Origin of the sequence: Pseudomonas sp. NPDC089428 (assembly GCF_044749325.1) — a bacterium.
Classification (GTDB): domain Bacteria; phylum Pseudomonadota; class Gammaproteobacteria; order Pseudomonadales; family Pseudomonadaceae; genus Aquipseudomonas.
Genome location: NZ_JBIVHT010000005.1, coordinates 360,446 through 384,596 on the forward strand (window position 1 = coordinate 360,446; position 24,151 = coordinate 384,596).

25 protein-coding genes are annotated in these 24,151 nt (G+C 63.4%); 12 read left to right on the forward strand and 13 right to left on the reverse strand.

The window, feature by feature from the left end; all coding sequences use genetic code 11:
• Positions 1-61 precede the first annotated feature (61 nt).
• From ACIPZ5_RS12780 to ACIPZ5_RS12805, 6 genes are all read left to right on the forward strand, one after another.
• Positions 62-976 carry an ABC transporter permease subunit gene (locus tag ACIPZ5_RS12780; protein WP_261942487.1) on the forward strand — a complete coding sequence of 305 codons (915 nt, stop codon included), beginning with the start codon at positions 62-64 and terminating at the stop codon, positions 974-976.
• Positions 977-978: 2 nt separating this feature from the next.
• Positions 979-2,280, forward strand: coding sequence for a high-affinity branched-chain amino acid ABC transporter permease LivM (gene livM, locus ACIPZ5_RS12785; protein WP_261942488.1), 1,302 nt, complete (start codon positions 979-981; stop codon positions 2,278-2,280).
• Positions 2,277-3,152, forward strand: a complete 876-nt coding sequence (locus ACIPZ5_RS12790; RefSeq protein ID WP_085676784.1) for an ATP-binding cassette domain-containing protein — start codon at positions 2,277-2,279, stop codon at positions 3,150-3,152. The genes livM and ACIPZ5_RS12790 overlap by 4 nt, the downstream gene beginning before the upstream one ends.
• Positions 3,149-3,865, forward strand: a complete 717-nt coding sequence (locus tag ACIPZ5_RS12795; protein ID WP_261942489.1) for an ABC transporter ATP-binding protein — start codon at positions 3,149-3,151, stop codon at positions 3,863-3,865. Before ACIPZ5_RS12790 ends, ACIPZ5_RS12795 begins: the two co-directional genes overlap by 4 nt.
• A gap of 594 nt (positions 3,866-4,459) precedes the next feature.
• Positions 4,460-5,227: an SDR family oxidoreductase gene (locus tag ACIPZ5_RS12800; RefSeq protein WP_343598235.1), complete on the forward strand. Its 768-nt coding sequence runs from the start codon at positions 4,460-4,462 to the stop codon at positions 5,225-5,227.
• An 11-nt stretch (positions 5,228-5,238) separates the two neighbouring features.
• Positions 5,239-5,553, forward strand: coding sequence for a hypothetical protein (locus tag ACIPZ5_RS12805; protein WP_400808951.1), 315 nt, complete (start codon positions 5,239-5,241; stop codon positions 5,551-5,553).
• 55 nt (positions 5,554-5,608) lie between these two features.
• On the opposite strand, the gene ACIPZ5_RS12810 is transcribed toward ACIPZ5_RS12805, so the two are convergent.
• The 3 genes from ACIPZ5_RS12810 to ACIPZ5_RS12820 all read right to left on the reverse strand — a co-directional run bounded on the left by ACIPZ5_RS12810 (position 5,609) and on the right by ACIPZ5_RS12820 (position 8,102).
• Entirely contained in the window at positions 5,609-6,706 is a 1,098-nt protein-coding gene (locus ACIPZ5_RS12810) for an AGE family epimerase/isomerase (protein ID WP_400808953.1), read from the reverse strand.
• A gap of 98 nt (positions 6,707-6,804) precedes the next feature.
• Complete coding sequence (locus ACIPZ5_RS12815) at positions 6,805-7,437, reverse strand: TetR family transcriptional regulator (protein ID WP_261942493.1); 633 nt, start codon at positions 7,435-7,437, stop codon at positions 6,805-6,807.
• 122 nt (positions 7,438-7,559) lie between these two features.
• On the reverse strand, positions 7,560-8,102 hold the full coding sequence (locus tag ACIPZ5_RS12820) for a phage infection protein (RefSeq protein ID WP_400808955.1): 543 nt from the start codon (positions 8,100-8,102) through the stop codon (positions 7,560-7,562).
• A gap of 340 nt (positions 8,103-8,442) precedes the next feature.
• Between ACIPZ5_RS12820 and ACIPZ5_RS12825 the strand changes: the two genes are divergently transcribed.
• Entirely contained in the window at positions 8,443-10,509 is a 2,067-nt protein-coding gene (locus ACIPZ5_RS12825) for an AsmA family protein (protein ID WP_400808957.1), read from the forward strand.
• Positions 10,510-10,636: 127 nt separating this feature from the next.
• On the opposite strand, the gene ACIPZ5_RS12830 is transcribed toward ACIPZ5_RS12825, so the two are convergent.
• Together ACIPZ5_RS12830 and osmE are read right to left on the reverse strand one after the other, a co-directional pair.
• Positions 10,637-11,167 carry a bacterioferritin gene (locus tag ACIPZ5_RS12830; protein WP_261942496.1) on the reverse strand — a complete coding sequence of 177 codons (531 nt, stop codon included), beginning with the start codon at positions 11,165-11,167 and terminating at the stop codon, positions 10,637-10,639.
• Positions 11,168-11,215: 48 nt separating this feature from the next.
• Positions 11,216-11,557, reverse strand: a complete 342-nt coding sequence (gene osmE, locus ACIPZ5_RS12835; protein WP_261942497.1) for an osmotically-inducible lipoprotein OsmE — start codon at positions 11,555-11,557, stop codon at positions 11,216-11,218.
• 125 nt (positions 11,558-11,682) lie between these two features.
• On the opposite strand from osmE, the gene ACIPZ5_RS12840 reads away from it, so the two are divergent.
• Positions 11,683-12,573: a triacylglycerol lipase gene (locus ACIPZ5_RS12840; protein ID WP_261942498.1), complete on the forward strand. Its 891-nt coding sequence runs from the start codon at positions 11,683-11,685 to the stop codon at positions 12,571-12,573.
• On the opposite strand, the gene ACIPZ5_RS12845 is transcribed toward ACIPZ5_RS12840, so the two are convergent.
• On the reverse strand, positions 12,570-13,442 hold the full coding sequence (locus ACIPZ5_RS12845) for a DMT family transporter (protein ID WP_343598244.1): 873 nt from the start codon (positions 13,440-13,442) through the stop codon (positions 12,570-12,572). The two genes, ACIPZ5_RS12840 and ACIPZ5_RS12845, sit on opposite strands and share 4 nt — an antisense overlap.
• Before the next feature lie 140 nt (positions 13,443-13,582).
• Between ACIPZ5_RS12845 and ACIPZ5_RS12850 the strand changes: the two genes are divergently transcribed.
• Entirely contained in the window at positions 13,583-13,870 is a 288-nt protein-coding gene (locus ACIPZ5_RS12850) for a PsiF family protein (protein WP_343598246.1), read from the forward strand.
• 70 nt (positions 13,871-13,940) lie between these two features.
• Positions 13,941-14,948 (forward strand): hypothetical protein, encoded by a 1,008-nt coding sequence (locus ACIPZ5_RS12855; protein ID WP_343598248.1) that lies wholly within the window; start codon positions 13,941-13,943, stop codon positions 14,946-14,948.
• Positions 14,949-15,070: 122 nt separating this feature from the next.
• Here the strand turns inward: ACIPZ5_RS12855 and ACIPZ5_RS12860 are convergent, their stop codons facing one another.
• Complete coding sequence (locus tag ACIPZ5_RS12860; protein ID WP_400808961.1) at positions 15,071-16,342, reverse strand: Hsp70 family protein; 1,272 nt, start codon at positions 16,340-16,342, stop codon at positions 15,071-15,073.
• A gap of 163 nt (positions 16,343-16,505) precedes the next feature.
• Here ACIPZ5_RS12860 and cbpA point away from each other — a divergent pair, with 163 nt between their 5' ends.
• Both cbpA and ACIPZ5_RS12870 read left to right on the forward strand, forming a co-directional pair.
• Positions 16,506-17,465, forward strand: coding sequence for a curved DNA-binding protein (gene cbpA / locus ACIPZ5_RS12865; RefSeq protein ID WP_313710535.1), 960 nt, complete (start codon positions 16,506-16,508; stop codon positions 17,463-17,465).
• Positions 17,466-17,467: 2 nt separating this feature from the next.
• Entirely contained in the window at positions 17,468-17,773 is a 306-nt protein-coding gene (locus ACIPZ5_RS12870; RefSeq protein WP_343598253.1) for a chaperone modulator CbpM, read from the forward strand.
• A gap of 157 nt (positions 17,774-17,930) precedes the next feature.
• Here the strand turns inward: ACIPZ5_RS12870 and ACIPZ5_RS12875 are convergent, their stop codons facing one another.
• The 6 genes from ACIPZ5_RS12875 to urtA all read right to left on the reverse strand — a co-directional run bounded on the left by ACIPZ5_RS12875 (position 17,931) and on the right by urtA (position 24,147).
• Complete coding sequence (locus ACIPZ5_RS12875; protein ID WP_400808965.1) at positions 17,931-18,446, reverse strand: GNAT family N-acetyltransferase; 516 nt, start codon at positions 18,444-18,446, stop codon at positions 17,931-17,933.
• Positions 18,447-18,477: 31 nt separating this feature from the next.
• Entirely contained in the window at positions 18,478-19,176 is a 699-nt protein-coding gene (gene urtE / locus ACIPZ5_RS12880) for an urea ABC transporter ATP-binding subunit UrtE (RefSeq protein WP_261942506.1), read from the reverse strand.
• Between the two features lie 145 nt (positions 19,177-19,321).
• Positions 19,322-20,179, reverse strand: coding sequence for an urea ABC transporter ATP-binding protein UrtD (urtD, locus tag ACIPZ5_RS12885; RefSeq protein ID WP_261942507.1), 858 nt, complete (start codon positions 20,177-20,179; stop codon positions 19,322-19,324).
• A complete protein-coding gene (gene urtC / locus ACIPZ5_RS12890; protein ID WP_343598257.1) occupies positions 20,176-21,255 on the reverse strand; it encodes an urea ABC transporter permease subunit UrtC in 1,080 nt (359 codons plus the stop codon). The genes urtD and urtC overlap by 4 nt, the downstream gene beginning before the upstream one ends.
• Positions 21,255-22,742, reverse strand: coding sequence for an urea ABC transporter permease subunit UrtB (gene urtB / locus ACIPZ5_RS12895; protein WP_400808969.1), 1,488 nt, complete (start codon positions 22,740-22,742; stop codon positions 21,255-21,257). Before urtB ends, urtC begins: the two co-directional genes overlap by 1 nt.
• 139 nt (positions 22,743-22,881) lie before the next feature.
• The gene (gene urtA, locus ACIPZ5_RS12900) at positions 22,882-24,147 is read right to left on the reverse strand and encodes an urea ABC transporter substrate-binding protein (protein ID WP_079229882.1); all 1,266 of its coding nucleotides are present in this window, start codon (positions 24,145-24,147) and stop codon (positions 22,882-22,884) included.
• Between the last annotated feature and the right edge of the window lie 4 nt (positions 24,148-24,151).

Here is a 24,151-nt window from a genome sequence, read left to right on the forward strand (position 1 = left end):
GCTTCATGCGTGGCTTGTCGTGGTCAGCGCTCGTGCAGTCTCGCTCAGGTGAGATTGCGTTATGGATGGTATTTTCCTGCAGCAACTGGTCAACGGCCTGACCCTCGGGTCGGTCTATGGCCTGATCGCCATCGGCTACACAATGGTCTATGGCATCATCGGCATGATCAACTTCGCGCACGGCGAGGTGTACATGATCTCCGCGTACCTCGCGGCGATCAGCCTGGCATTGCTGGCTTACTTCGGTATCGAGTCGTTCCCCCTGCTGATGCTGGGCACGCTGTTGTTCACCATCGTCGTCACGGGCGTGTATGGCTTCACCATCGAGCGCATCGCCTATAAACCCCTGCGCAACTCCACTCGCCTGGCACCGCTGATCAGTGCCATCGGCATCTCGCTGATCCTGCAGAACTACGCACAGATCAGCCAGGGCGCCCGCCAGCAAGGCGTGCCGACCCTGCTGGAAGGCGCCATGCGCATCGAAGTCGGCACCGGCTTCGTGCAACTGACCTACACCAAGATCTTCATCCTGGTGGCGGCGTTCGTCGGCATGGCCCTGCTCACCTACGTGATCAAGTACACCAAGCTCGGCCGCATGTGCCGCGCTACCCAGCAAGACCGCAAGATGGCCTCGATCCTCGGGATCAACACCGACCGGGTGATTTCCTACGTGTTCGTCATCGGTGCGGTGATGGCCGCGCTGGCCGGCGTGCTGATCACCCTGAACTACGGCACCTTCGACTTCTACGCCGGCTTCATCATCGGTATCAAGGCGTTCACCGCCGCGGTACTGGGCGGCATCGGTTCGCTGCCAGGCGCCATGCTCGGCGGGATCATCCTGGGTATTTCCGAGTCGCTGTTCTCTGGCCTGATCAACTCCGACTACAAGGACGTGTTCAGCTTCTCGCTGCTGGTGATGATCCTTATCTTCCGCCCACAAGGCCTGCTGGGTCGCCCGCTCGTGGCTAAGGTGTGAACATGTCGATTGCCAAGATTGCTTCTGCCTCTGAAACCAAAGGTTTCGATCTCAAGCGCAGCTTGCTCGAGACCATCGTCGCCGGCCTGCTGGCGCTCATCGTGTTCGGCCCGATCGTCGGCGTGGTACTCGACGGCTACACCTTCAACGCCGAACCTCGTCGGGTGGCGTGGCTGGTCGGTGGGGTGATGCTCGGGCGCTTCCTGCTCAGCCTGTACGTGCAGACCGCCGCCGGGCGGCGCATGCTCGAAGGCTTCGACAGCGGCGGGTCGGGCGTGCATGTCAACTCGCCGGACTACAAGTCGCGGTTGCGCTACATCATCCCGGCGCTGGTGGTGATCGCCATCATCTTCCCGGTGTTCGCCAACAAGTACCTGCTGACGGTGGTCATCCTCGGCCTCATCTACGTGTTGCTGGGCCTGGGCCTGAACATCGTGGTCGGCCTCGCCGGGCTGCTCGACCTGGGTTATGTGGCGTTCTACGCCATTGGTGCCTACGGCCTGGCGCTGGGTTACCAGTACCTGGGCCTTGGCTTCTGGAGCGTACTGCCGCTGGCGGCCATCGCTGCGGCGCTGGCGGGGTGCATCCTCGGCTTCCCGGTACTACGGATGCACGGTGACTACCTGGCGATCGTGACCCTGGGGTTCGGCGAGATCATCCGCCTGGTGCTGAACAACTGGCTGTCCTTCACCGGCGGCCCGAACGGCATGCCAGCGCCGTCGCCGACCTTCTTCGGCCTGGAGTTCGGCCGCAGGGCCAAGGACGGCGGGGTACCGATCCACGAGTTCCTCGGCATCGACTACAACGCCAACCTCAAGTTCGTGTTCATCTACGTCGTGCTGTTCATCGTCGTGCTGGCGGTGCTGTACATCAAGCACCGCCTGACCCGCATGCCCGTCGGCCGCGCCTGGGAGGCGCTGCGCGAAGACGAGATCGCCTGCCGCTCGATGGGCCTGAACCATGTGCTGGTCAAGCTTTCTGCCTTCACCCTCGGTGCTTCCACCGCAGGCCTGGCCGGGGTGTTCTTCGCCACCTACCAGGGCTTTGTCAACCCGTCGTCGTTCACCTTCTTCGAGTCGGCGCTCATCCTCGCCATCGTCGTGCTCGGCGGCATGGGCTCCACTGTTGGCGTGGTGATCGCGGCGTTCGTCCTGACCGTGGCACCGGAGCTGCTGCGCAGCTTCTCGGAATACCGCGTGTTGCTGTTCGGCGTGCTGATGGTGCTGATGATGATCTGGCGACCGCGTGGGCTGATCCGCATCAGCCGTACCGGTGTGACCCCGCGTAAAGGAGTGGCGCCATGAGCGACGAAATCATTCTCTCGGTCGACAACCTGATGATGCAGTTCGGTGGCATCAAGGCGCTCAGCGACGTCAGCCTGAAGGTCAAACGCAACCAGATCTTTGCCCTGATCGGCCCCAACGGTGCTGGCAAGACCACCGTGTTCAACTGCCTGACCGGCTTCTACAAGGCCAGTGGCGGGCGCATCGAGCTGAACGTGCGCGGCAGCCACACCAATGTCATCCAGCTGCTGGGCGAGCGCTTCCAGGCGGCGGATTTCGTATCGCCTGCGCGCTTTGCCAACCGTCTGTACTACAAGATGTTCGGCGGTACCCACCTGGTCAACCGCGCTGGCCTGGCGCGGACCTTCCAGAACATTCGCCTGTTCAAGGAAATGTCGGTGGTGGAAAACCTGCTGGTGGCCCAGCACATGTGGGTCAACCGCAACCTGCTGGCCGGGGTGCTCAACACCAAGGCCTACCGCAAGGCTGAGAGTGATGCCCTGGACCACGCGTTCTACTGGCTGGAAGTGGTCGACCTGGTCGACTGCGCCAACCGCCTGGCCGGTGAGCTGTCGTACGGCCAGCAGCGGCGCCTGGAAATCGCCCGGGCCATGTGCACACGGCCGAAGATCATCTGCCTGGACGAGCCGGCCGCCGGCCTCAACCCGCAGGAAACCGAGGCCCTGAGCCGCATGATCCGTGTGCTGCGTGACGAGCACGACATCACCGTGGTGCTGATCGAACACGACATGGGCATGGTCATGAGCATTTCCGACCATATCGTCGTGCTCGACCACGGCAACGTGATCGCCGAAGGCGCGCCACAGGAAATTCGCCACAACCCGACGGTGATCGCCGCCTACCTGGGTGCCGACGAAGAGGAACTGGTATGACTGCACCCATTCTCGAACTGAAGGAACTGGACGTCTTCTACGGGCCGATCCAGGCGCTGAAAAAGGTTTCGATGCACATCAACGAAGGCGAGACGGTGAGCCTGATCGGTGCCAACGGTGCCGGCAAGTCGACCCTGCTGATGTCGATCTTCGGCCAGCCGCGGGCGGCGTCCGGGCATATCGTCTACCGTGGCACCGACATCACTCGCAAGTCGTCGCACTATATCGCCTCCAACGGCATCGCCCAGTCGCCGGAGGGGCGTCGGGTGTTCCCCGACATGACCGTCGAGGAGAATCTGATGATGGGGACCATCCCCATCGGCGACAAATATGCCGCTGAAGACATGCAGCGTATGTTCGAGTTGTTCCCGCGCCTGAAGGAGCGGCGCAACCAGCGGGCCATGACCATGTCCGGTGGCGAGCAGCAGATGCTGGCCATTGCCCGTGCGCTGATGAGCCGGCCAAAACTGTTGCTGCTGGACGAGCCCTCGCTTGGGCTGGCGCCGATCGTGGTCAAGCAGATCTTTGCGACCCTGCGCGAACTGGCCAAGACCGGCATGACCATCTTCCTGGTGGAGCAGAACGCCAACCATGCGCTGAAGTTGTCGGACCGGGCTTATGTGATGGTCAACGGGCAGATCCGCATGAGCGGGACGGGGCAGGAGCTGCTGGTCAACGAAGAGGTGAGGAACGCGTACTTGGGCGGGCACTAAGTCGAATCTGGGGCTGCAAAGCAGCCCCGGTCTCAATGTGGACAACTTGTCGCATATCTTTCTCGAGCCACGCTACGATCCCCTCGCAAGCCCTTGTTTCCACAGGTTGAATGTTTTCCACGATTAATGTGGAACCGCCTGTGGAAAACATGGTGGCACCTCGCTCTATCCCTTTGTTTTCAAGGCCTGCAAGGTGGCGGTCATATTTTGATCAGTTGCCCTTTGTGGATGATTTCACAGGCATTTTCTGCACAGGCCAAGCCCTGCGAAGGGGTTTCAAATCCTGTGGATAAGTCTGTGGGAAAGCCTTGGACAGACCGCTGCAGGCGGCATGCTTGAAAGCGTTGCGCCATCACCGAAAAGATATCCACCGACCACGATATGCTGAAAGGGTTCCGCGCAGTGGACAAGTTGCCCCCAATCCGTGGGGAAAGCCTTGTGGATAACATGCGCATAGCTGGCGTCGAGCCCTCTGCCACAAGGGTTTGAAGTATGTGATCAAAAAATGAACAGTGGCCTGAACGGCTTGCTGCCAGCGCCCGTCGCGGGCATGCTGCAAAGCTGCCGATTACAACCTACCGTGAGGAACAGAGCATGACGTCCACCGTATTCATCACTGGCGCGACTTCCGGTTTTGGCGAGGCCACTGCCCGCCGCTTCGCCGAAGCTGGCTGGAAGCTGGTGCTCACTGGTCGTCGCAAGGAGCGCCTGGATGCTCTGTGTGCCGAATTGTCGGCCAAGACCGAAGTTCACGGCCTGGTGCTCGATGTGCGTGACCGCAAGGCCATGGAGCAGGCCATCGCCAGTCTGCCGGCCGGCTTCGACAAGTTGCGTGGCCTGGTGAACAACGCGGGCCTGGCGTTGGGTGTGGATGCGGCGCAGAACTGCAGCCTGGACGATTGGGAAACCATGGTCGATACCAACATCAAAGGCCTGATGTACACCACCCGCCTGCTGCTGCCGCGCCTGATCGCCCATGGCCGCGGTGCGTCGATCCTCAACGTAGGTTCGGTGGCGGGCAATTACCCGTACCCCGGCAGCAACGTGTATGGCGGCACCAAGGCCTTCGTCGGCCAGTTTTCGCTGAGCCTGCGCTGCGACCTGCGTGGTACCGGCGTGCGGGTGAGCAACATCGAACCGGGCCTGTGCGAGAGCGAGTTTTCGCTGGTGCGCTTCGGCGGTGACCAGGCCAAGTACGACGCCACCTATGCTGGCGCTGAGCCGATCCAGCCGCAGGACATCGCCGAGACCATTTTCTGGATTCTCAACCAGCCAGCACACATCAACATCAACAGCCTTGAGCTGATGCCGGTGAGCCAGGACTGGGCAGGCTTCTCGATTGATCGGTCCGCCAAGCAATAACTGGAGCTGACATGGGCGAACCGATGATTACCGGTTCGCCCATGGTGCTTGGATCACTTCGGGATGTAAGAAAGGTAGGTACGGTCTTGCGGGATGATCTCGAGCAGCTGCAAGACATCATTGATTCCGTCATGCCGACCGAAATCCTCACGCACTGCGTTGCCACTGGTGATACGGCGGAGGCTGAGCAGATAGCTCAGCTTGCCATGAGCGAAGTAGTCGACATTGTCGGACCGGTTGACGATGTCTTGCGCTGCTTTGTTGATTTCCTGCTGGAGATAGTCTGCAAATGTCTGCTTGTTCACTGGCTTGAACCCGTTACATGAAGGAATGTGGAGGGTAAAAGGCAGTGCATTTCAGCTGCAGCAGGAAATCACACCATTAGTCGCAACGCGCCATCGCTTCGAGGCAAGTAGCCAAATGATAAGGGGTTGTAGAGGGCATGTCGTGCCGGCTTACCGCCCCTTCGCCATCGCGGCATTCATACCAGCCACCTGCATGCAGGAACTGCTGTTCCATTGCCTTCAGCTGCACCAGTAGCTTCGCCTCATTCCCCGGGCGCAAAACCAGTGCCCGCAGGTATTCCGCCTGTGCCCAGATCCGCTGGGTCGCATCGAGCACCTTGCCATCCACATCGAGCATGGCCAGCACTGCCGCATTGTTTACCCCACACAGCTCGGCATAGCCGAAGGCCCGGTCGATGGATGCATGCAGCGCGGTCCCCCGCAGCAGCGGCGAGGTTTCCAGCAGGTAGAACCATTCGAACTGGTGACCCGGCTCGAACCAGTTATCCACAGCGCCCCGTGGCTTTTCCAGCATCAGCCCATGCTGCGGTTCAATGAAGTGTGCCTGCAACGATTCGCAAAGCTTGAGCAGCGATTGCTGCACGTGCTCGTCCTTGCGTACCGCCAGCACGTGCAGGAAGGCCTCGGCCAGGTGCATTTGCGGGTTCTGCAGCGGGCCGCTGCCGAGGTCTGCCCAGTCTTCGCCGAGGCTGGCTTCATACAGGCCGTCATTGCGGGCGAACTGCTCGTCGACCACTTTCAGGGCGGCATTGAGGGTGGCTTCCACCAACCCTTCGCCGACCTTGCCCCAGTAATGAGCGCAAGCGAACACGATGAAGGCGTGGGTGTAGAGGTCCTTGCGACGGTCCAGCGGCTTGCCGTCGGCGTCGATGCTGTAGAACCAGCCGCCATGCTCGGCATCGTGGAAGTGCTTCTGCAACGAGCGGAACAGCGCCGCCGCCCGTTCGGCCGCACCCGGCTGTTCGATGCGGCTGCTGAACAGGTAAAGCTGGCGAGCACAGGCCATGGCCCGGTAGCGCTGCACCGGCAATGGGCGGTGCTGGGCGTCCAGGGCCTCGTAGGGCAGGGCCATGTCGGCGTTCCAGCCCGGGCCTTGCCACAGCGGCACGATGCAATCGGCGAAGTGCTGGTTGAAGCGGGCCAGTTCGGGCAGTGCGGGGCGGGGGTTGGGCATGTGGGCGCTCGTCGCTTTCGGGCAGGGCGCCATGGTAGCAGAACTAGGGTTGCGGGTTGGCTGTGTCGGCCTCTTCGCGGGCAAGAGCAGGAGAGCGTTCAGCTCGGGTTACCCAGCCCCTGCCAGTGCCGCGCGCCGACGAAGATGAAGCGCAGCTGCTGGGTGATCTTTTCCCGGGCGCTCAGCACCTGTGGATAACCCGGCTCCGGGCTGTCGATCAGTTCCGGCAGGGTGGCGAACACGGTCTTCACCACCAGGTCGGCCATTACCGCCAGTGCCGCACCGTCCAGGTGCTGCCAACGCTTCATCCGCGCAAGGTCGGTGGCCAGGTCGTCGCTGATGTCCTGGCGCAGGCGGGCGATGGCCTGGCGCACGGCTTGAGAGCCGCCGTACTGCTCGCGGGCGAGGAACAGGAACTGGGCGCGGTTGGCGGCGACCACGTCGAGGAAGATGCGCACGGAAGCATCGGTGATGCCACCGAGCTCGAATTCGTTATGCCGCACCAGGCGGATGGTCTGGCGGAACGTGGCGTCGACTTCGGCCACCAGCGCCAGGCCCAGGGCATCCATGTCGGAAAAGTGGCGATAGAAGCCGGTCGGTACGATGCCTGCTGCCTTGGCCACTTCGCGCAGGCTGATGCTGCCAAAGCCACGGCCACTCTCCATGAGCTGGCAGGCGGCGTCCAGCAGGGCTTGGCGGGTCTGTAGCTTCTGTTCGGCGCGCGGCAGCATGGGGCTGGCTTCTGTGACGGTGAGGCTGGGCACTCTAGATAAAAAAACAAAGCCCGGTCAATGGACCGGGCTGGGAGGGGAGCAAGCCGTGTGACAGAGGTTGTTCTTTTCGGCCATGGCGATCAGCTCACATGACTGATTGCAACCAGGCGATCAGAGCCACCTTCGGCTACGCGGCCACTGCGTTCGATCAGGCGGTCGGAGCCACCTTCGGCAACACGGCCACTGCGTTCGATCAGGCGGTCGGAGCCACCTTCGGCAACACGGCCACTGCGTTCGATCAGGCGGTCGGAGCCACCTTCTGCGACACGGCCACTGCGTTCGATCAGGCGGTCGGAGCCACCTTCGGCGACACGGCCACTGCGTTCGATCAGGCGGTCGGAGCCACCTTCGGCAACACGGCCACTGCGTTCGATCAGGCGGTCGGAGACACCTTCGGCAACACGGCCACTGCGTTCGATCAGGCGATCAGAGCCACCTTCTGCGACACGGCCACTGCGTTCGATCAAGCGGTCCGAACCACCTTCGGCAACAGTTTTCAGGGGTTGGGCGACTTCAGCTGCGCTGGAGCGCGATTCGGCAGTCAGGTGCTGGTCGGCCGCTGGCAGGGCGAAGGCATTGGCAGCAAGAATGGACAGGGTCAGGGACAGCAGAGTGCGTTTCATGGTTCGGTGCTCCTCTCGGGGGCTGGAAAGTGGGTACGAAGCCAATGCTACGCCCGGTGACGCCAGAGAGAAGTTCATACGGGTAATGGTAACAATCGACGGTATTGATAGCGCCATGCGAAGGCTCTATTTCAAGTGTTTTGTCGCGATATATGGCTTTTTGCCGGTAATCGGTCCCGGTAACACCGGCAGCGACGCAAGTGCCCAACCTGAGCAAGAAGGCAGACAAAACTCGCTATCATGGCGCTCTCCGATAAAACCCAGCGGGTTTTCGTCAGTCCGAGATATTGAGTGCCATCGTTACGCCCGCTTCATGCCATACCGCCAGGAGAACCACGCAATGACGCGTCCCGCCAGAATCCTCGTCTGGACCTTAACCACCTTGTTGACCCTCCTGGCGATCCTGGTCGTGATAATCGCCACTTTCGACTGGAACCGCGTCAAGCCGTTGCTCAACGAGAAAGTGTCCGAGGCCTTGCACCGGCCGTTCGCGATCAATGGCAACCTCGCCGTGCACTGGCGCACCGAGCCGGAAGAAGGCGGCTGGCGCGCCTGGGTGCCGTGGCCGCACTTCATTGCCGAAGACCTGACCCTGGGCAACCCCGACTGGCTGAAGGAGCCGCAGATGGTCGGCCTTGAGCGGGTGGAGTTCCGCCTGGCTCCACTGCCACTGGTATTCCAGCAGATCAGCATCCCGCGCATCGACCTGACCAGGCCCACCGCCAGCCTGACGCGGCTGGCCGATGGCCGTGCCAACTGGACTTTCGACTTCGGGCCTAAGGACGAGAACGAGCAACCGTCCAAGTGGCAGCTGGACATCGGTGCCATCGGTTTCGACCAGGGCAATGTCAGCTTCGACGACCAGACGCTGAAAACCAGCATGAAGGTGCAGATCGACCCGCTCGGCAAACCGATCCCGTTCAGCGAAATCGTCGGCAAGGCCAGTGCCGAAAAGGCTGGAGGTGCCCAGGATTATGCGTTCGGGCTCAAGGCTCAGGGTCGTTACAAAGGCCAGCCGGTATCCGGCACTGGCAAGATCGGCGGCCTGCTGGCGTTGCAGGACGCCAGCCAGCCGTTCCCGTTGCAGGCAGACGTACGCATCGCCGATACCCATGTGCGGCTCGCCGGGACCCTGACCGACCCGCGCAACCTCGGCGCGCTGGACCTGCGCTTGCGCCTGTCCGGTGCCAGTCTGGGCAACCTCTACCCGCTGACCGGTGTGACGCTGCCAGACACCCCGGCCTATTCCACCGATGGCCGGCTCAGCGCCAACCTGCATGCAGCCGAAGGCGCCACCTTCAATTACCAGGGCTTCAACGGCAAGATCGGCGACAGCGACATCCATGGTGACCTGGCCTTCGTCGCCAGCCAGCCACGCCCCAAGCTGTCCGGCAACCTGGTGTCCAACCAGCTGCTGTTCAAGGACCTGGCGCCGCTGATCGGCGCCGACTCCAATGCCGAGCAGAAAGCCCGCGGCGGTGCCAGCAAGCAGCCGGCCGACAAGGTGCTGCCGGTGGAGGAGTTTCGCACCGAACGCTGGCGCGCGATGGATGCCGACGTCAGCTTTGCCGGCAAGCGCATCGTGCACAGCGAAAAGCTGCCATTCAACGACCTGTCCGCCCACGTGATCCTCGATGACGGCCTGTTGCGTCTTGAGCCGCTGCGATTTGGCGTGGCCGGTGGCAGCCTGGCGTCCAACATCCGCCTCGATGGCCGCAACGTGCCGCTGCAGGGCAGCGCCCAGCTGACCGCGCGTGGCTTCAAGCTCAAGCAGCTGTTCCCAGGTTTTGCGCCGATGCAGACCAGTTTCGGCGAACTCAACGGCGATGCCGACATCAGTGGCCGTGGCAACTCGGTGGCGGCGTTGCTGGGCACAGCCAATGGCAACCTGCGGCTCCTGATCAATGATGGCGCCATCAGCCGCAGCCTGATGGAGATCGCGGGGCTTAACGTGGGTAATTATGTGGTTGGCAAGCTGTTCGGCGACGAGGACGTGAAAATCAACTGCGCGGCGGCGGACGTGGGGATCAAGGACGGGCTGGCGACCACGCGGCTGTTCATCTTCGACACCGAGAACGCGATCATCTACATCAACGGCACGGCCAACTTTGCCAGTGAGCAGCTGGACCTCAAGATCAACCCGGAATCCAAAGGCCTGCGGTTGTTCTCGTTGCGTTCACCACTGTACGTACGGGGGCCGTTTGCCAAACCCAGTGCCGGGGTGCAGGCGGTGCCGCTGGCGTTGCGTGGGGCGGGGATGGTGGCATTGGGGGTGGTGGCCGGGCCGGCTGCCGGGTTGCTGGCGCTGGTGGCGCCCAGCAGTGGTGATGAGCCCAACCAGTGCACGCCGTTGCTGCAGCAGATGAAAGCCGGCAAGGCGCCGGCTGCGGTGAAAAAGCAGAAATAGCAGGGGGCTGCTTTGCAGCCCATCGCCGGCAAGCGCGGCTGCCACAAGATTTCCACAGACCTGAGGGTTGTGCAGTCCCTGTGGGAGCCGCGCTTGCCGGCGATGGGCCGCAAAGCGGCCCCTGCGATTAAAGCCCCTGAAGCAGATCGGACATGTCGTCCGCGTGCTCTTCTTCCTGGGCGAGGATGTCTTCGAAGATCCGCCGGGTAGTCGGGTCTTTATCGCCAATGTACTGAATGATCTCGCGATAGCTGTCGATGGCGATCCGCTCAGCCACCAGGTCCTCCAGCACCATCTCCTTCAGCGAACTGCCCGCCACATACTGCGCATGGGAATTCTTGGTGAGGTTGTCCGGGTTGAAGTCCGGCTCACCGCCCAGCTGCACGATGCGCTCTGCCAGTTTGTCGGCGTGCTCGGCTTCCTGGTTCGCATGTTCGAGGAATTCGCTGGCTGCCACGCTGGCCTTGATTCCGCTGGCCATGAAGTAATGGCGCTTGTAGCGCAGCACGCAGACCAGCTCGGTGGCCAGCGACTCGTTGAGCAGGCGCAGGATTTCCTTGCGGTCGGCATGGTAGCCCTCGGTCACCGCGCCTTGCTCGACATGCTGACGGGCACGCGCGCGCAGGGTTTGCACATCGGTCAGTTCAACGTTGCTCATGATTGTCTCCAGATGGATCAGCACGGGTGGTCAAGGTTGGCGGGAAGCTCACGCGCCGAGGGCGGCTTTGCTGTCCGCTTCGCGTTGCTTGCAGGTCTTGAAGCCCTTGGCATCGACATGGCCGGTGGCATCGAAGCGCACGTAGTACGGCTGCTGGTGGCCGTCGCGGTTGAGGATGTAGTCGTTGCAGGTGCCGCCGTGCGGCAGGTCGATCACGTTCGACGGGCTGCCGCCGATGGCGATGACTTTCTGCATGGTCATGCCGTTTTCCACCTGCTTGACCAGCGGCTCGTCACGGTAGGTGACGTAGTCCGCCGGGTTTTCCGGGCGGTTGCTGCAGCCGGCCAGGGCCGCGCTTGCCAGAAGGATTGCCAGGGTCTGCTTGTACATGGTCCCGCTCCTTGCAAAGGGTCTGTTCTGGATTGGAACCGCGTGGCACGTCGGGAGTTCGATTGCGATAGTCATCGAAGCGGCGCTAGTGTTGGCCAATCCTCCACGGAAAAGGGGCTCAAGCCATGCAGCAGGCGTTGACCACGCGATACCCGTTGGTGCTGGTGCCAGGCATGCTTGGCTTCGTGCGTGTGCTGCTCTATCCGTACTGGTTCGGCATCGTGCCGGCGTTGCGCAAGGGCGGCGCGCAGGTATTCCCGGTACAGGTCTCGCCCCTGCATTCCAACGAGGTGCGCGGTGAGCAGCTACTGGCGATCATCGAAGACATCTGCCAGCGCACAGGCGCGGCAAAGGTCAACCTCATCGGCCACAGCCAAGGGGCGCTGAACGCACGCTATGCGGCGGCAAAACGGCCGGATCGGGTCGCCTCGGTCACTTCGGTGGCGGGGCCCAACCATGGGTCGGAACTGGCCGATCACCTGGCGCGCACGGCGCCAGGGGACTCACCTCAGGGGCGTATGCTCAGAGCCATCCTGCATGGCCTGGCGGTGCTGCTGGTGTGGCTGGAAACCGGCTGGCGCCGCGACCCGCTGCCGGTCGACGTGCACGCTTCGCACCATGCCCTGACCAGCGCTGGCGTGGCGCTGTTCAACCAGGCTTATCCACAAGGGTTACCGGAAACCTGGGGCGGGGAGGGTGCGTATGAGGTGAAAGGCGTGCGCTACTACTCCTGGTCCGGCACCTTGCAGCCCGGGTTGACCGATCAGGGGCGCAACCGCTTCGACGGCAGCAGCCGCTTCTGCCGGCTGTTTGCGCGTAGTTTCGTCAGGGAAAAGGGCCATTGCGACGGCATGGTCGGGCGGTTCAGCTCGCATCTGGGGCAGGTGATTGGCGATGACTTCCCGCTTGATCACCTGGATATCGTCAACCAGTCGCTGGGCGCCGTGGGCAAGGGCGCCGAGCCGCTGCGGCTGTTCACCGAACATGCGGCGCGGCTCAAGGCAGCCGGGCTCTAGCGGCGTACGGGTGTGGTCCAGCGCTCGGCCAGAATCACCCCGGCCAAGGTCAGCACGCCACCGATCAGGTGATAGCCGGCCAGCTGTTCATCGAGGACCAGGGCGGCGATCAGCGCGGTCACCACCGGCAGCAGGTTGAAAAACAGCGTGGTGCGGCTTGGCCCCAGGCGATGCACGGCCTGCATCCACACCAGCGGGGCGATCATCGAGGCAAGCACACAGGCATAAAGCACCAGGCCGATGTTGTGGCCGTTCAGGCCGGTCTTGTCCGAGAGCAGGAACAACGGCAGCAGCACCAGGATGGCCACCAGTACTTGCAGGTACAGCAGCTGCAACGGCGGCAGGCGCAGCTGCCACTTCTTCAGCAGGAAGCTGTACAGCGCGTAGGCCAGGGTCGCCACCAGCATCAGCAGGTCGCCGCTGTTCAAACCGTGTTCCAGCAAGATGCCTGGCTGCCCGGCGGACACCACTTCGAGCACACCAACGAACGACACCACCGCGCCCGCCAGGGCCCCGTAGCTCAGGCGCTGGCCCAGCCAGGCGATGGACAGGGCCAGCGACATCAGCGGCATCAGCGAGAGGATGATGCCCATGTTGGTGGCACTGGTGATGCCGGCGGCGAAGTACGCCAGGCTCTGGTACACGGCCATGCCCAGCACGCCGAGAATGGCCACCTTGCCCAGGTGTGGGCGGATGGCCGCGCGATTGCGCCACACGGCGGGCAGCAGGAACGGGGTGAACAGTGCGCCGGCCAGCAGCCAGCGGTAGAAGCCGATTTCGGCAGGGTAGATGGCGCCGGCCGACATCTTGGTGACCACGGTGTTGCCGGCCCAGATGAGGATGGCGAAAAGGGGAAACGCGTAATTCATGCAGCAACAGACTCTTTCGTTTTGGCGGTGACGCCTTGGCTGGCCATTATGAAGGCCCATGCCCGGGCAAAATGTAAAAAATCTTGTCTACACTCAGGCGCATGTCCGTGCATCGGGCGCGGAGTCAAGGAGACCACTCCATGAAAATGCTGCACATCCCCCTGCTGGTGTTGGCCGTGTTGTTCAGCGCGCAAGGGTTTGCCGCCAACACGGCGCAACAGGAAAAGATGAAGACCTGCAACGCCGACGCCACGGCCAAGGCCCTCAAGGGCGATGAGCGCAAGGCGTTCATGAGCACCTGCCTGAAGAAAGATGTGCCCCAGTCGCAGCAGGACAAGATGAAGACCTGCAACGCCGACGCCAGCACCAAGGCGCTCAAGGGCGACGAACGCAAGGCGTTCATGAGCGACTGCCTGAAGAAGAAGTGACCTGCGCCTATGCCTGTGTCCTGAAGGCTGGCAGACTGCGGGCATTCCCGCCGTCTGCCGTCGAGGCTGTATGACTTTCACCCCCCGTCAGATCACCCTGGCCAGCCTGATCATCGTCATGGCCGGTCTGCTGCTGGCCTTGCCGCTGAAATTGCTGCCCAGCCTGTTGGCCGGTTTGCTGGTATTCGAGCTGGTGAACATGCTCACCCCGCGCCTGCAACCGCTGATTGCCGGGCAGCGTGCGCGCTGGCTGGCGGTGGCGCTGCTCGGCACGCTGGTGGTCAGTGTTCTGACCCTGTTGATAGCCGGTGCCTTCAGCTTCCTGCTGCACGAGGCCGAGAACCCCGGCGCTTCGCTGGACAAGTTCATGGGCCTGGTCGAACGCGCCCGCAGCCAGTTGCCACCGTTCATCGAGGCCTACCTGCCGGCCAGCGCGGCGGAATTCAAGGTAGCCATCGGCGACTGGATCAAGAGCCACCTGAGCGACCTGCAACTGGTGGGCAAGGGCATGGCGCACATGTTCGTGACGCTGTTGATCGGCATGATCCTCGGCGCGATCATCGCCTTGCAGCGCATCCCGGACGTTTCCCGGCGCAAGCCGCTGGCAGCAGCCCTGTTCGAACGGCTGAACCTGCTGGTGCAGGCGTTTCGCAACATCGTCTTCGCGCAGATCAAGATTTCACTGCTGAACACGACGTTCACCGGCATTTTCCTCGCCGTGGTGCTGCCGTCGTTCGGTGTGCACCTGCCGCTGACCAAGACACTGATCGTGCTGACCTTCCTGCTCGGCCTGCTGCCGGTGATCGGCAACCTGATGTCCAACACCCTGATCACCATCGTCGGCATGTCGTTGTCGATCTGGGTGGCGGCGGCGGCGCTGGGTTACCTGATCGTGATCCACAAGGTCGAGTACTTCCTCAACGCGAAGATCGTCGGCGGGCAGATCAGTGCCAAGGCCTGGGAGCTGTTGTTGGCGATGCTGGTGTTCGAGGCGGCGTTCGGCTTGCCGGGTGTGGTGGCCGGGCCGATCTATTACGCCTACCTGAAGAGTGAGCTGAAGCGGGCCGAGCTGGTCTGACTTGCCGGCCCTTTCGCGGGTAAACCCGCTTCCACAGGAAGCTCACAGCTCTGCAAAACTGTGAGGTCCCTGTGGGAGCGGGTTTACCCGCGAAGAGGCCGGTTCAGGTAATCGGAAAACGATCAGGCTGCGCCGTAGCGCTTGCGCGCCTCAATGGCCAGGCCGCTGCCGATGCTGCCAAAGATGTTGCCTTCCACATGCCGCGCATTCGGCAGCATTGCCGAAACACTGTTGCGCAATGCCGGAATCCCGCTCGAACCGCCGGTGAAGAACACCGTGTCGACCTGGCCCGCGCTCACCCCAGCCTTGGCCAGCAACTCGGTCACGCTGCCGCGCACCCGCTCCAGCAGCCCTTCGATGGCTTCCTCGAACAGTACCCGGGTCAGGTCCACACCCAGCTCGCGCTCGACGCGGCTGAGGTCGACGCGGCGGCTGACCTGCTCGGTCAGCTCGATCTTGCTGGCCTCCACTTCCATCGCCAGCCAGTGCCCGGCGCGCTCTTCGATCAGCTTGAACAGGCGATCGATGCCCAGCGTGTCCTCGATGTCGTAGCGCATGCTGCCCAGGGCCAGCTGCGACTTCTGCGAGTACAGGGCGTTGATGGTGTGCCAGGTCGCCAGGTTCAGGTGGTAGCTGGTGGGCATCAGCGCGCCGCTCTTCATCCGGCTGCCGTAGCCGAACAGCGGCATCACGCCCTGCAGGCTCAGCTGCTTGTCGAAGTCGGTACCGCCGATGTGCACGCCGCCGGTGGCGAGGATGTCTTCCTGGCGTTCGGCCACCTGGTGGCGCTCGGGCGACAGGCGGATCAGGGTAAAGTCCGAAGTACCACCGCCAATATCGACGATGAGCACCAGCTCTTCACGGCTGATGCTCGACTCGTAGTCGAACGCCGCGGCAATCGGCTCGTACTGGAACGACACGTCCTTGAAACCGATCTTGCGCGCCACCTCGGCCAGGGTGTCCTCGGCCTCCTGGTCGGCTGCCGGGTCTTCGTCGACGAAGAACACCGGGCGGCCCAGCACCACTTGCTCGAATTCACGACCGGCGGCAGCCTCGGCGCGCTTTTTCAGCTCGCCGATGAACATGCCCAGCAGGTCCTTGAACGGCAGGGCGCTGCCCAGCACGCTGGTGTCATGCTTGATCAGCTTGGAACCCAGCAGGCTCTTGAGCGAGCGCATCAGGCGGCCTTCGTAGCCTTCCAGGTACTCGTGCAGCGCCAGACGGCCATACACCGGGCGACGCTCCTCGATGTTGAAGAACACCACCGACGGCAGGGTGATCTTGCCGTCTTCCAGGGCGATCAGCGATTCGACGCCCGGGCGGTGCCAGCCGACCGTGGAGTTCGAGGTGCCGAAGTCGATGCCCAGGGCGCGGGCCGGCGATACGTCAGACATGGGAAAAGGCTTCCGGAGGCAAAACGGCCGCGCAGTTTATGCCAGTTGGCTACAGAATCAAGACCGATCGTCTGCCTTGAGGCAACCCCAAGCTCGCCTTGAAAGGCTATGCTTGACCCCTATCTTCAGTTGCAACACGTAAATTCACACTGGTGATCCATAGATGGACTTCAAAGACTATTACAAGATACTCGGCGTAGAGCCCACGGCGGACGAGAAGGCGATCAAGGCCGCGTACCGCAAGCTGGCGCGCAAGTATCACCCTGACGTCAGCAAGGAGCGCGACGCCGAGGACAAATTCAAGGAGGCCAACGAGGCCTACGAGGTGCTGGGTGACGCGCAGAAGCGCGCCGAGTTCGACGAAATCCGCAAGTACGGCGGCCAGCACGGCCGGCCGTTCCAGGCACCACCGGGCTGGCAGAGCCGCGGCGGCGCGGGCGGTGGCTTCGAGGGCGGCGACTTCTCCGACTTCTTCAGCTCGATCTTCGGTGCCCGCGGCGGCAACCCGTTCGGTGGTGGTGCCCGGCAACAACAACGCAGCGCCGGCAGACGAGGGCAGGACGTGGAACTGGAACTGGCGATCTTCCTGGAAGAAACCCTGAGCAAGGAATCCAAGCAGATCAGCTTCCAGGTGCCGCAGACCAACGCGGCTGGCCAGCGTACCGGGTTCACCACCAAGACCCTGAACGTGAAGATCCCCGCCGGGGTCACCGACGGCGAGCGCATCCGCCTCAAGGGCCAGGGCGCCCCAGGCGTTGGCGGTGGTGCCAATGGCGACCTGTTCCTGACCGTGCGCATGGCACCGCACCCGCTGTTCGATGTCGAAGGTCATGACCTGATCATCACAGTGCCGCTGGCGCCGTGGGAGGCAGCCCTGGGCACCAAGGTGGCGGTGCCGACCCTGACCGGCAAGATCAACCTGACCATCCGCCCCGACAGCCAGAGCGGCCAGCGCCTGCGTGTGCCGGGCATGGGCCTGGCCAACAAGAGCGGCGAGCGCGGCAACCTCTACGCGCAGCTGAAAGTGGTGATGCCGCCGGCCTCCGACGCTGCTACCCGTGAACTGTGGACCCAGCTTTCCGAGAAAGCGGCGTTCGACCCGAGGACACAATGGAGTAAGTGATCATGAGCAGCACCCTGATCGTTCAACTGGACATGCGTACCCTGTGTCAGGAAGCCGATATCACGGCTGACTGCGTGATCGAAATCGTCGAACACGGCATTGTCGAACCTTCGGGGCGAACGCCGGAGGACTGGTTGTTCGACGATCAGGCGCCGCTGCTGGCCAAGCGCGCGGCAAAGCTGCATCAGGATCTGGAACTGGAGTGGGAAGGCGTGGCACTGGCGCTTGAGCTGCTGCAGGAGGTGCAGCAGCTGCGCAGTGAGAACAGCATGCTCAGGCAGCGGCTGGGCAGGTTTACCCAGATGTGAGGGTTACAGGCCCGGCCTCTTCGCGGCGGTTCGACGCCTCGATAAACCCGCTCCAACAGGTATTGCACAGGCACGCAAGTACTGTGCGATCACTGTGGGCGCGGGTTTATCGAGGCGTCGAACCGCCGCGAAGAGGCCAGTACAGCCAACATCAATTTCAGTTCGGTTCGGCACCTGGGTTCAGCACCAGCTGCATGAAGGTCAGGTCCAGCCAGCGGCCAAACTTCACCCCCACTTGCGGCATCTGCCCGGTCACCACGAAGCCCAGTCGCTCATGCAGGCGCACCGACGCGGCATTGCCGCTCTCGATGGCCGCGACCATCACATGCTTGCCGCACCCGCGCGCCCGCTCGATCAGTGCCGCCATCAGCACCGGGCCCAGGCCCTTGCCACGCTGGTCACCACGCACATACACAGAATGTTCCACGGTCAGGCGAAAACCTTCGAACGGCCGCCAGTCGCCAAACGACGCATAGCCCAGTACGCCGGTGTCATCCATGGCCACCAGGACCGGATAGCCCTGCTGCGCCCGTGCTTCGAACCAGGCCTGGCGGTTGCCCAGGTCCACCGGGGTTTCATTCCAGATCGCCGTGGTATTGCGCACGGCGTCGTTGTAGATGTCGAGGATGCCCGGCACGTCGGTAGGCAGCGCATCGCGGATTTGGTAACTCATGACAACGTCTCGCAGGGTGATTGCTTGCAGGTTAAATGGTTACCAGCCCGCGCACACCTTCGGCTTGCATGTTTTCGCCGCGGCCACGCTGGATGATTTCGCCACGGGCCATCACCAGGTACTGATCGGCCAGCTCTTCGGCGAAGTCGTAGAACTGTTCCACCAGCAGGATTGCCATGTCGCCCCGCTCGGCCAGGCGCCGGATCACCGCACCGATTTCCTTGATCACCGAGGGCTGGATGCCTTCGGTCGGCTCGTCGAGGATCAGCAACCGCGGGCGGCTGGCCAGGGCTCGGCCGATGGCCAGCTGTTGCTGCTGGCCGCCGGACAAGTCGCCGCCACGGCGCTGTTTCATCTGCTCCAGCACAGGGAACAGTTCGTAGATGAACGCGGGTACTTCACGTGCCTCGCGGGCCGGGAAGCGCGACAGGCCCATCAGCAGGTTTTCCTCGACGGTCAGGCGCGGGAAAATCTCGCGACCTTGAGGCACGTAGGCAATGCCGGCGTGGACTCGCTGCTGGGGCTTGAGTGCGGTGATCGGCTTGCCTTCCCACTCGATAGTGCCCTCGCGAGATGGCACCAGGCCCATCAGGCAGCGCAGCAGGGTGGTCTTGCCCACCCCGTTGCGGCCCAACAGGCAGGTGACTTCGCCGACCTTGGCTTCGAAGGACAGGCCCCGGAGGATGTGGCTGCCGCCGTAGTACTGGTGCAGGGTGTCGATCTTGAGCATGTTGAGTTCCTGGGGGTTCTTCATTGCCTGTGCCGGCCCTTTCGCGGGTGAACCCGCTCCCACAGGGACCGCGCAGTTCTCGAGACCTGCACCAAACCTGTGGGAGCGGGTTTACCCGCGAAGAGGCCGGCACAGGTATCCATATCTAACGGCCCAGATACACCTCGACCACCCGCTCATCCGCCTGCACCTGTTCCAGCGAACCTTCCGCCAGCACGCTGCCCTGGTGCAGCACGGTCACATGGTCGGCAATGCTGCCGACGAAACCCATGTCATGCTCCACCACCATCAGCGAGTGCTTGCCGGCCAGGCCCTTGAACAGCTCGGCGGTGAACTCGGTCTCGGCATCGGTCATGCCCGCCACCGGCTCGTCGAGCAACAGCAGTTGTGGCTCCTGCACCAGCAGCATGCCGATCTCGAGGAACTGCTTCTGCCCGTGCGACAGCAGGCCGGCCTGGCGCTGGGCCAGTGGCAGCAGGCGCAGGGTGCTCAGTACTTCCTCGATGCGCTGGCGCTGCTCGCCGCTCAGGCGCGCGGCCAGGCTGGCCCACACCGACTTGTCGGTCTTCAGCGCCAGCTCCAGGTTCTCGAACACCGTCAACGCCTCGAACACCGTGGGCTTCTGGAACTTGCGACCGATGCCGGCCTGGGCGATCTGGTATTCGCTCATGCGGGTCAGGTCGAGGGTGTCGCCGAAGAAGGCGCTGCCCGTGTCGGGGCGAGTCTTGCCGGTGATCACGTCCATCATGGTGGTCTTGCCGGCGCCGTTGGGGCCGATGATGCAGCGCAGTTCGCCGACGCCGATGTACAGGTTCAGCGCGTTGAGGGCCTTGAAGCCATCGAAGCTGACGCTGATGTCCTCAAGGCTCAGCACCGTACCGTGGCGGGTGTCGAGGCCGGCCTTGCGGCTCTGGCCCAGGCCAATGGCGTCGCGGCCGGCGCCGAGGGTGTCGAACACCGGTTCGAGCATGAACTCCGGGTGTACCGGGGGCACGCCTCTCATGACTGGCTCCTTTTCTTCAACAGGCCGACCACGCCCTTGGGCAGGTACAGGGTGACGAGGATGAACAGCGCACCGAGGAAGAACAGCCAGAACTCCGGGAAGGCCACGGTGAACCAGCTCTTCATGCCATTGACCAGGCCGGCACCGAGCAGCGGGCCGATCAGCGTGCCGCGCCCGCCCAGGGCCACCCACACGGCGGCTTCGATGGAGTTGGTCGGCGACATTTCGCTGGGGTTGATGATGCCCACCTGCGGCACGTACAGCGCGCCGGCCAGGCCGCACAGCACGGCGCTGAGCACCCACACCAGCAGCTTGAAACCGCGGGGGTCGTAGCCGCAGAACATCAGGCGGTTCTCGGCGTCGCGCACGGCGGTGAGCAGGCGCCCGAACTTGCTCTGGGTCAGGCGCCAGCACAGGTACAGGCTGGCCAGCAGCAGGCCGACGGTGAGCAGGAACAACACCGCGCGGGTGCCCTGCGCGGCGATGTCGAAGCCGAGGATGGTGCGGAAGCTGGTGAAACCGTTGTTGCCGCCGAAGCCCGTTTCGTTACGGAAGAACAGCAGCATGCCGGCGAAGGTCAGGGCCTGGGTCATGATCGAGAAGTACACGCCCTTGATCCGCGAGCGGAAGGCGAACCAGCCGAACACCAGCGCCAGCAACCCAGGCGCCAGCACTACCAGGCACAGGGCCCAGGCGAAGTGCTGGGTACCGGCCCAGTACCAGGGCAGTTCGCTCCACGACAGGAAGGTCATGAAGCCCGGCAGGCCATCACCGGCCGCCTGGCGCATCAGGTACATGCCCATGGCGTAGCCGCCGAGGGCGAAGAACAGGCCGTGGCCCAGCGACAGCAAGCCGGCATAGCCCCAGACCAGGTCCAGCGCCAGGGCGACGATGGCGTAGCAGAGGATCTTGCCGACCAAGGTCAGGATGTAGGCCGAAACGTGCAGCGCGTGATCCGCCGGCAGCAGCGACAACAGCGGCAGGGCCACCAGCAGCAGTACGACGACCGCGCCAATGGCCAGCGACAGCCGTGGCCCGGCCTTTTGCGTAGCGGTGACAAGCAGTGGCTGGTTCATCAGTCGATTACCCGTCCCTTGAGGGCGAACAGGCCTTGCGGGCGCTTCTGGATGAACAGAATGATCAACGCAAGGATGAGGATCTTGCCGAGTACCGCACCGATCTGTGGCTCCAGCAACTTGTTGGCGATGCCGAGGCCGAATGCTGCCCAGAGGCTGCCGGCCAGTTGCCCGACACCGCCGAGCACCACCACCAGGAACGAGTCGATGATGTAGCTCTGGCCCAGGTCCGGGCCGACGTTGCCGACCTGGCTCAGGGCCACGCCGCCAAGGCCGGCGATGCCCGAGCCGAGGCCGAAGGCGAGCATGTCGACACGCCCGGTGGAGACGCCGCAGCAGGCGGCCATGTTGCGGTTCTGGGTGACGGCGCGCACGTTCAGGCCCAGCCGTGTGCGGTTGAGCAGCAACCAGGTGAGCAGCACCACCGCCAGGGCGAAGCCGATGATCACCAGGCGGTTGTACGGCAGCACCAGGTTCGGCAGCAGCTGGATGCCGCCGGACAGCCAGGCCGGGTTGCTGACTTCGACGTTCTGCGCGCCGAACAGCAGGCGGATGGCCTGGATCAGGATCAGGCTGATGCCCCAGGTTGCCAGCAGGGTTTCCAGCGGGCGCCCGTAGAGGTGGCGGATCACCGTGCGCTCCAACGCCATGCCGACCCCGGCGCTGACCATGAAGGCCACTGGCAGCGCGATCAGCGGGTAGAACTCGATGGCGCCGGGGGCGTAACGCTGCATCAGCACCTGGACCATGTAGGTGCTATAGGCGCCGAGCATGAGCATCTCGCCATGAGCCATGTTGATCACCCCGAGCAGGCCGAAGGTGATCGCCAGGCCGAGCGCGGCCAGCAGCAGGATCGAGCCCAGCGACAGGCCGCTGAAGGCCTGGCCGAGCAGCTCGCCGACCAGCAGCTTGCGCTTGACCTGGGCCAGGCTGGTTTCGGCGGCGGTGCGCACGCCCGGGTCGCTCTCGGCGCCTGGTTGCAGCAGGGTTTCGAGGCGGGTGCGGGCCAGCGGGTCACCGGTTTCACCGAGCAGGCGCACAGCGGCCAGGCGCACAGCCGGCTCGCTGGCGCCCAGTTGCAGGTTGGCCAGGGCCAGGCCAAGGGCGGCGTGCACGGCGGCGTCCGGTTCGCGGGTGAAGCACCGGTCGAGGAAGGCCATCTGTGCCGGTTGCGCGCTCTTTTGCAGCTGTTGGGCCGCGGCCAGGCGGGTCGCGCTGTTGTCGCTGAGCAACTGGTGGCTGGCCAGGGCGTTGTCGATCAGGCCACGCAGGCGGTTGTTCAGGCGCACCTTGCGCGAGTCATCGGCGGCGATGCGGCCCTGGCGCAGGTTGTCCAGCAGTGGCAGGCGCGCGGCATCGGGTTGCGCCGCCCAGCTTTCGAGCAGTTGGGCCTGCTCGGCGGGCTTGGCGCTGAGGAAGAATTCGCCCTCGCTGGCCTGGCTGGCCAGGGGTAGGAGCAGCAGCAGGGTGAGCAGGAGTCTGAGCATTCGGGCAGTCCTGGAATACAGTGGTGGATTCTTCGCGGGCAAGCCCGCTCCCACAGGTACGGGGAAAGGTTTGAAGCATGCGCGGTCCCTGTGGGAGCGGGCTTGCCCGCGAATGGGCCGCAAGGCGGCCCCAATGCACTCAGTTACCTTTCACTGCGTAATCAGGGCGCTTGTCATTGCCCGGAATGAACGGGCTCCACGGCTGTGCCCGCAGCGGTTGCTCGGTTTCCCACACGACGCTGAACTGCCCGTCATCCTGGATCTCGCCGATCATCACCGGCTTGTGCAGGTGGTGGTTGGTCTTGTCCATGGTCAGGGTAAAGCCCGACGGTGCCTTGAAGGTCTGCCCGGCCAAGGCTTCGCGGACCTTGTCGACATCGGTGGACTTGGCCTTCTCGGCGGCCTGGGCCCACATGTGGATACCGACGTAGGTGGCTTCCATCGGGTCGTTGGTCACCGCCTTGTCGGCACCCGGCAGACCCTTGGCCTTGGCGTATGCCTTCCAGTCGGCGACGAACTTCTGGTTGACCGGGTTATCCACCGACTCGAAGTAGTTCCACGCCGCCAGGTGGCCCACCAGCGGCTTGGTGTCGATGCCGCGCAGTTCTTCTTCGCCTACCGAGAACGCTACCACCGGCACGTCCGTGGCCTTCAGGCCCTGGTTGGCCAGTTCCTTGTAGAACGGCACGTTGGAGTCGCCGTTGACGGTGGAGATGACGGCAGTCTTGCCGCCGGCGGAGAACTTCTTGATGTTGGCGACGATGGTCTGGTAATCGGCGTGACCGAACGGTGTGTAGACCTCTTCGATGTCCTTGTCGGCCACGCCCTTGCTGTGCAGGAAGGCGCGCAGGATCTTGTTGGTGGTGCGTGGGTAGACGTAGTCGGTGCCCAGCAGGAAGAAGCGCTTGGCGCTGCCGCCATCTTCGCTCATCAGGTATTCCACGGCCGGGATGGCCTGCTGGTTGGGCGCGGCGCCGGTGTAGAACACGTTCGGCGACATCTCTTCACCCTCATACTGCACCGGGTAGAACAGCAGGCCGTTGAGTTCCTCGAACACCGGCAGCACCGATTTGCGCGATACCGATGTCCAGCAGCCGAACACCACCGCGACCTTGTCCTGGGTCAGCAGCTGGCGGCTCTTTTCGGCGAACAGCGGCCAGTTGGAGGCCGGGTCGACCACCACCGGTTCGAGCAGCTTGCCGTTCACACCGCCCTTGGCGTTGATCTCGTCGATGGTCATCAGCGCCATGTCCTTGAGCGAGGTCTCGGAAATGGCCATGGTCCCGGACAGCGAATGCAGGATGCCGACCTTGATGGTCTCGGCGGCCTGGATGCTCCAGCTCAGGCCCATTGCGGCAATCGATGCGCTAAGGGTAAAGGCCTTGATCAGACTGCGTCGCTTCATGTGC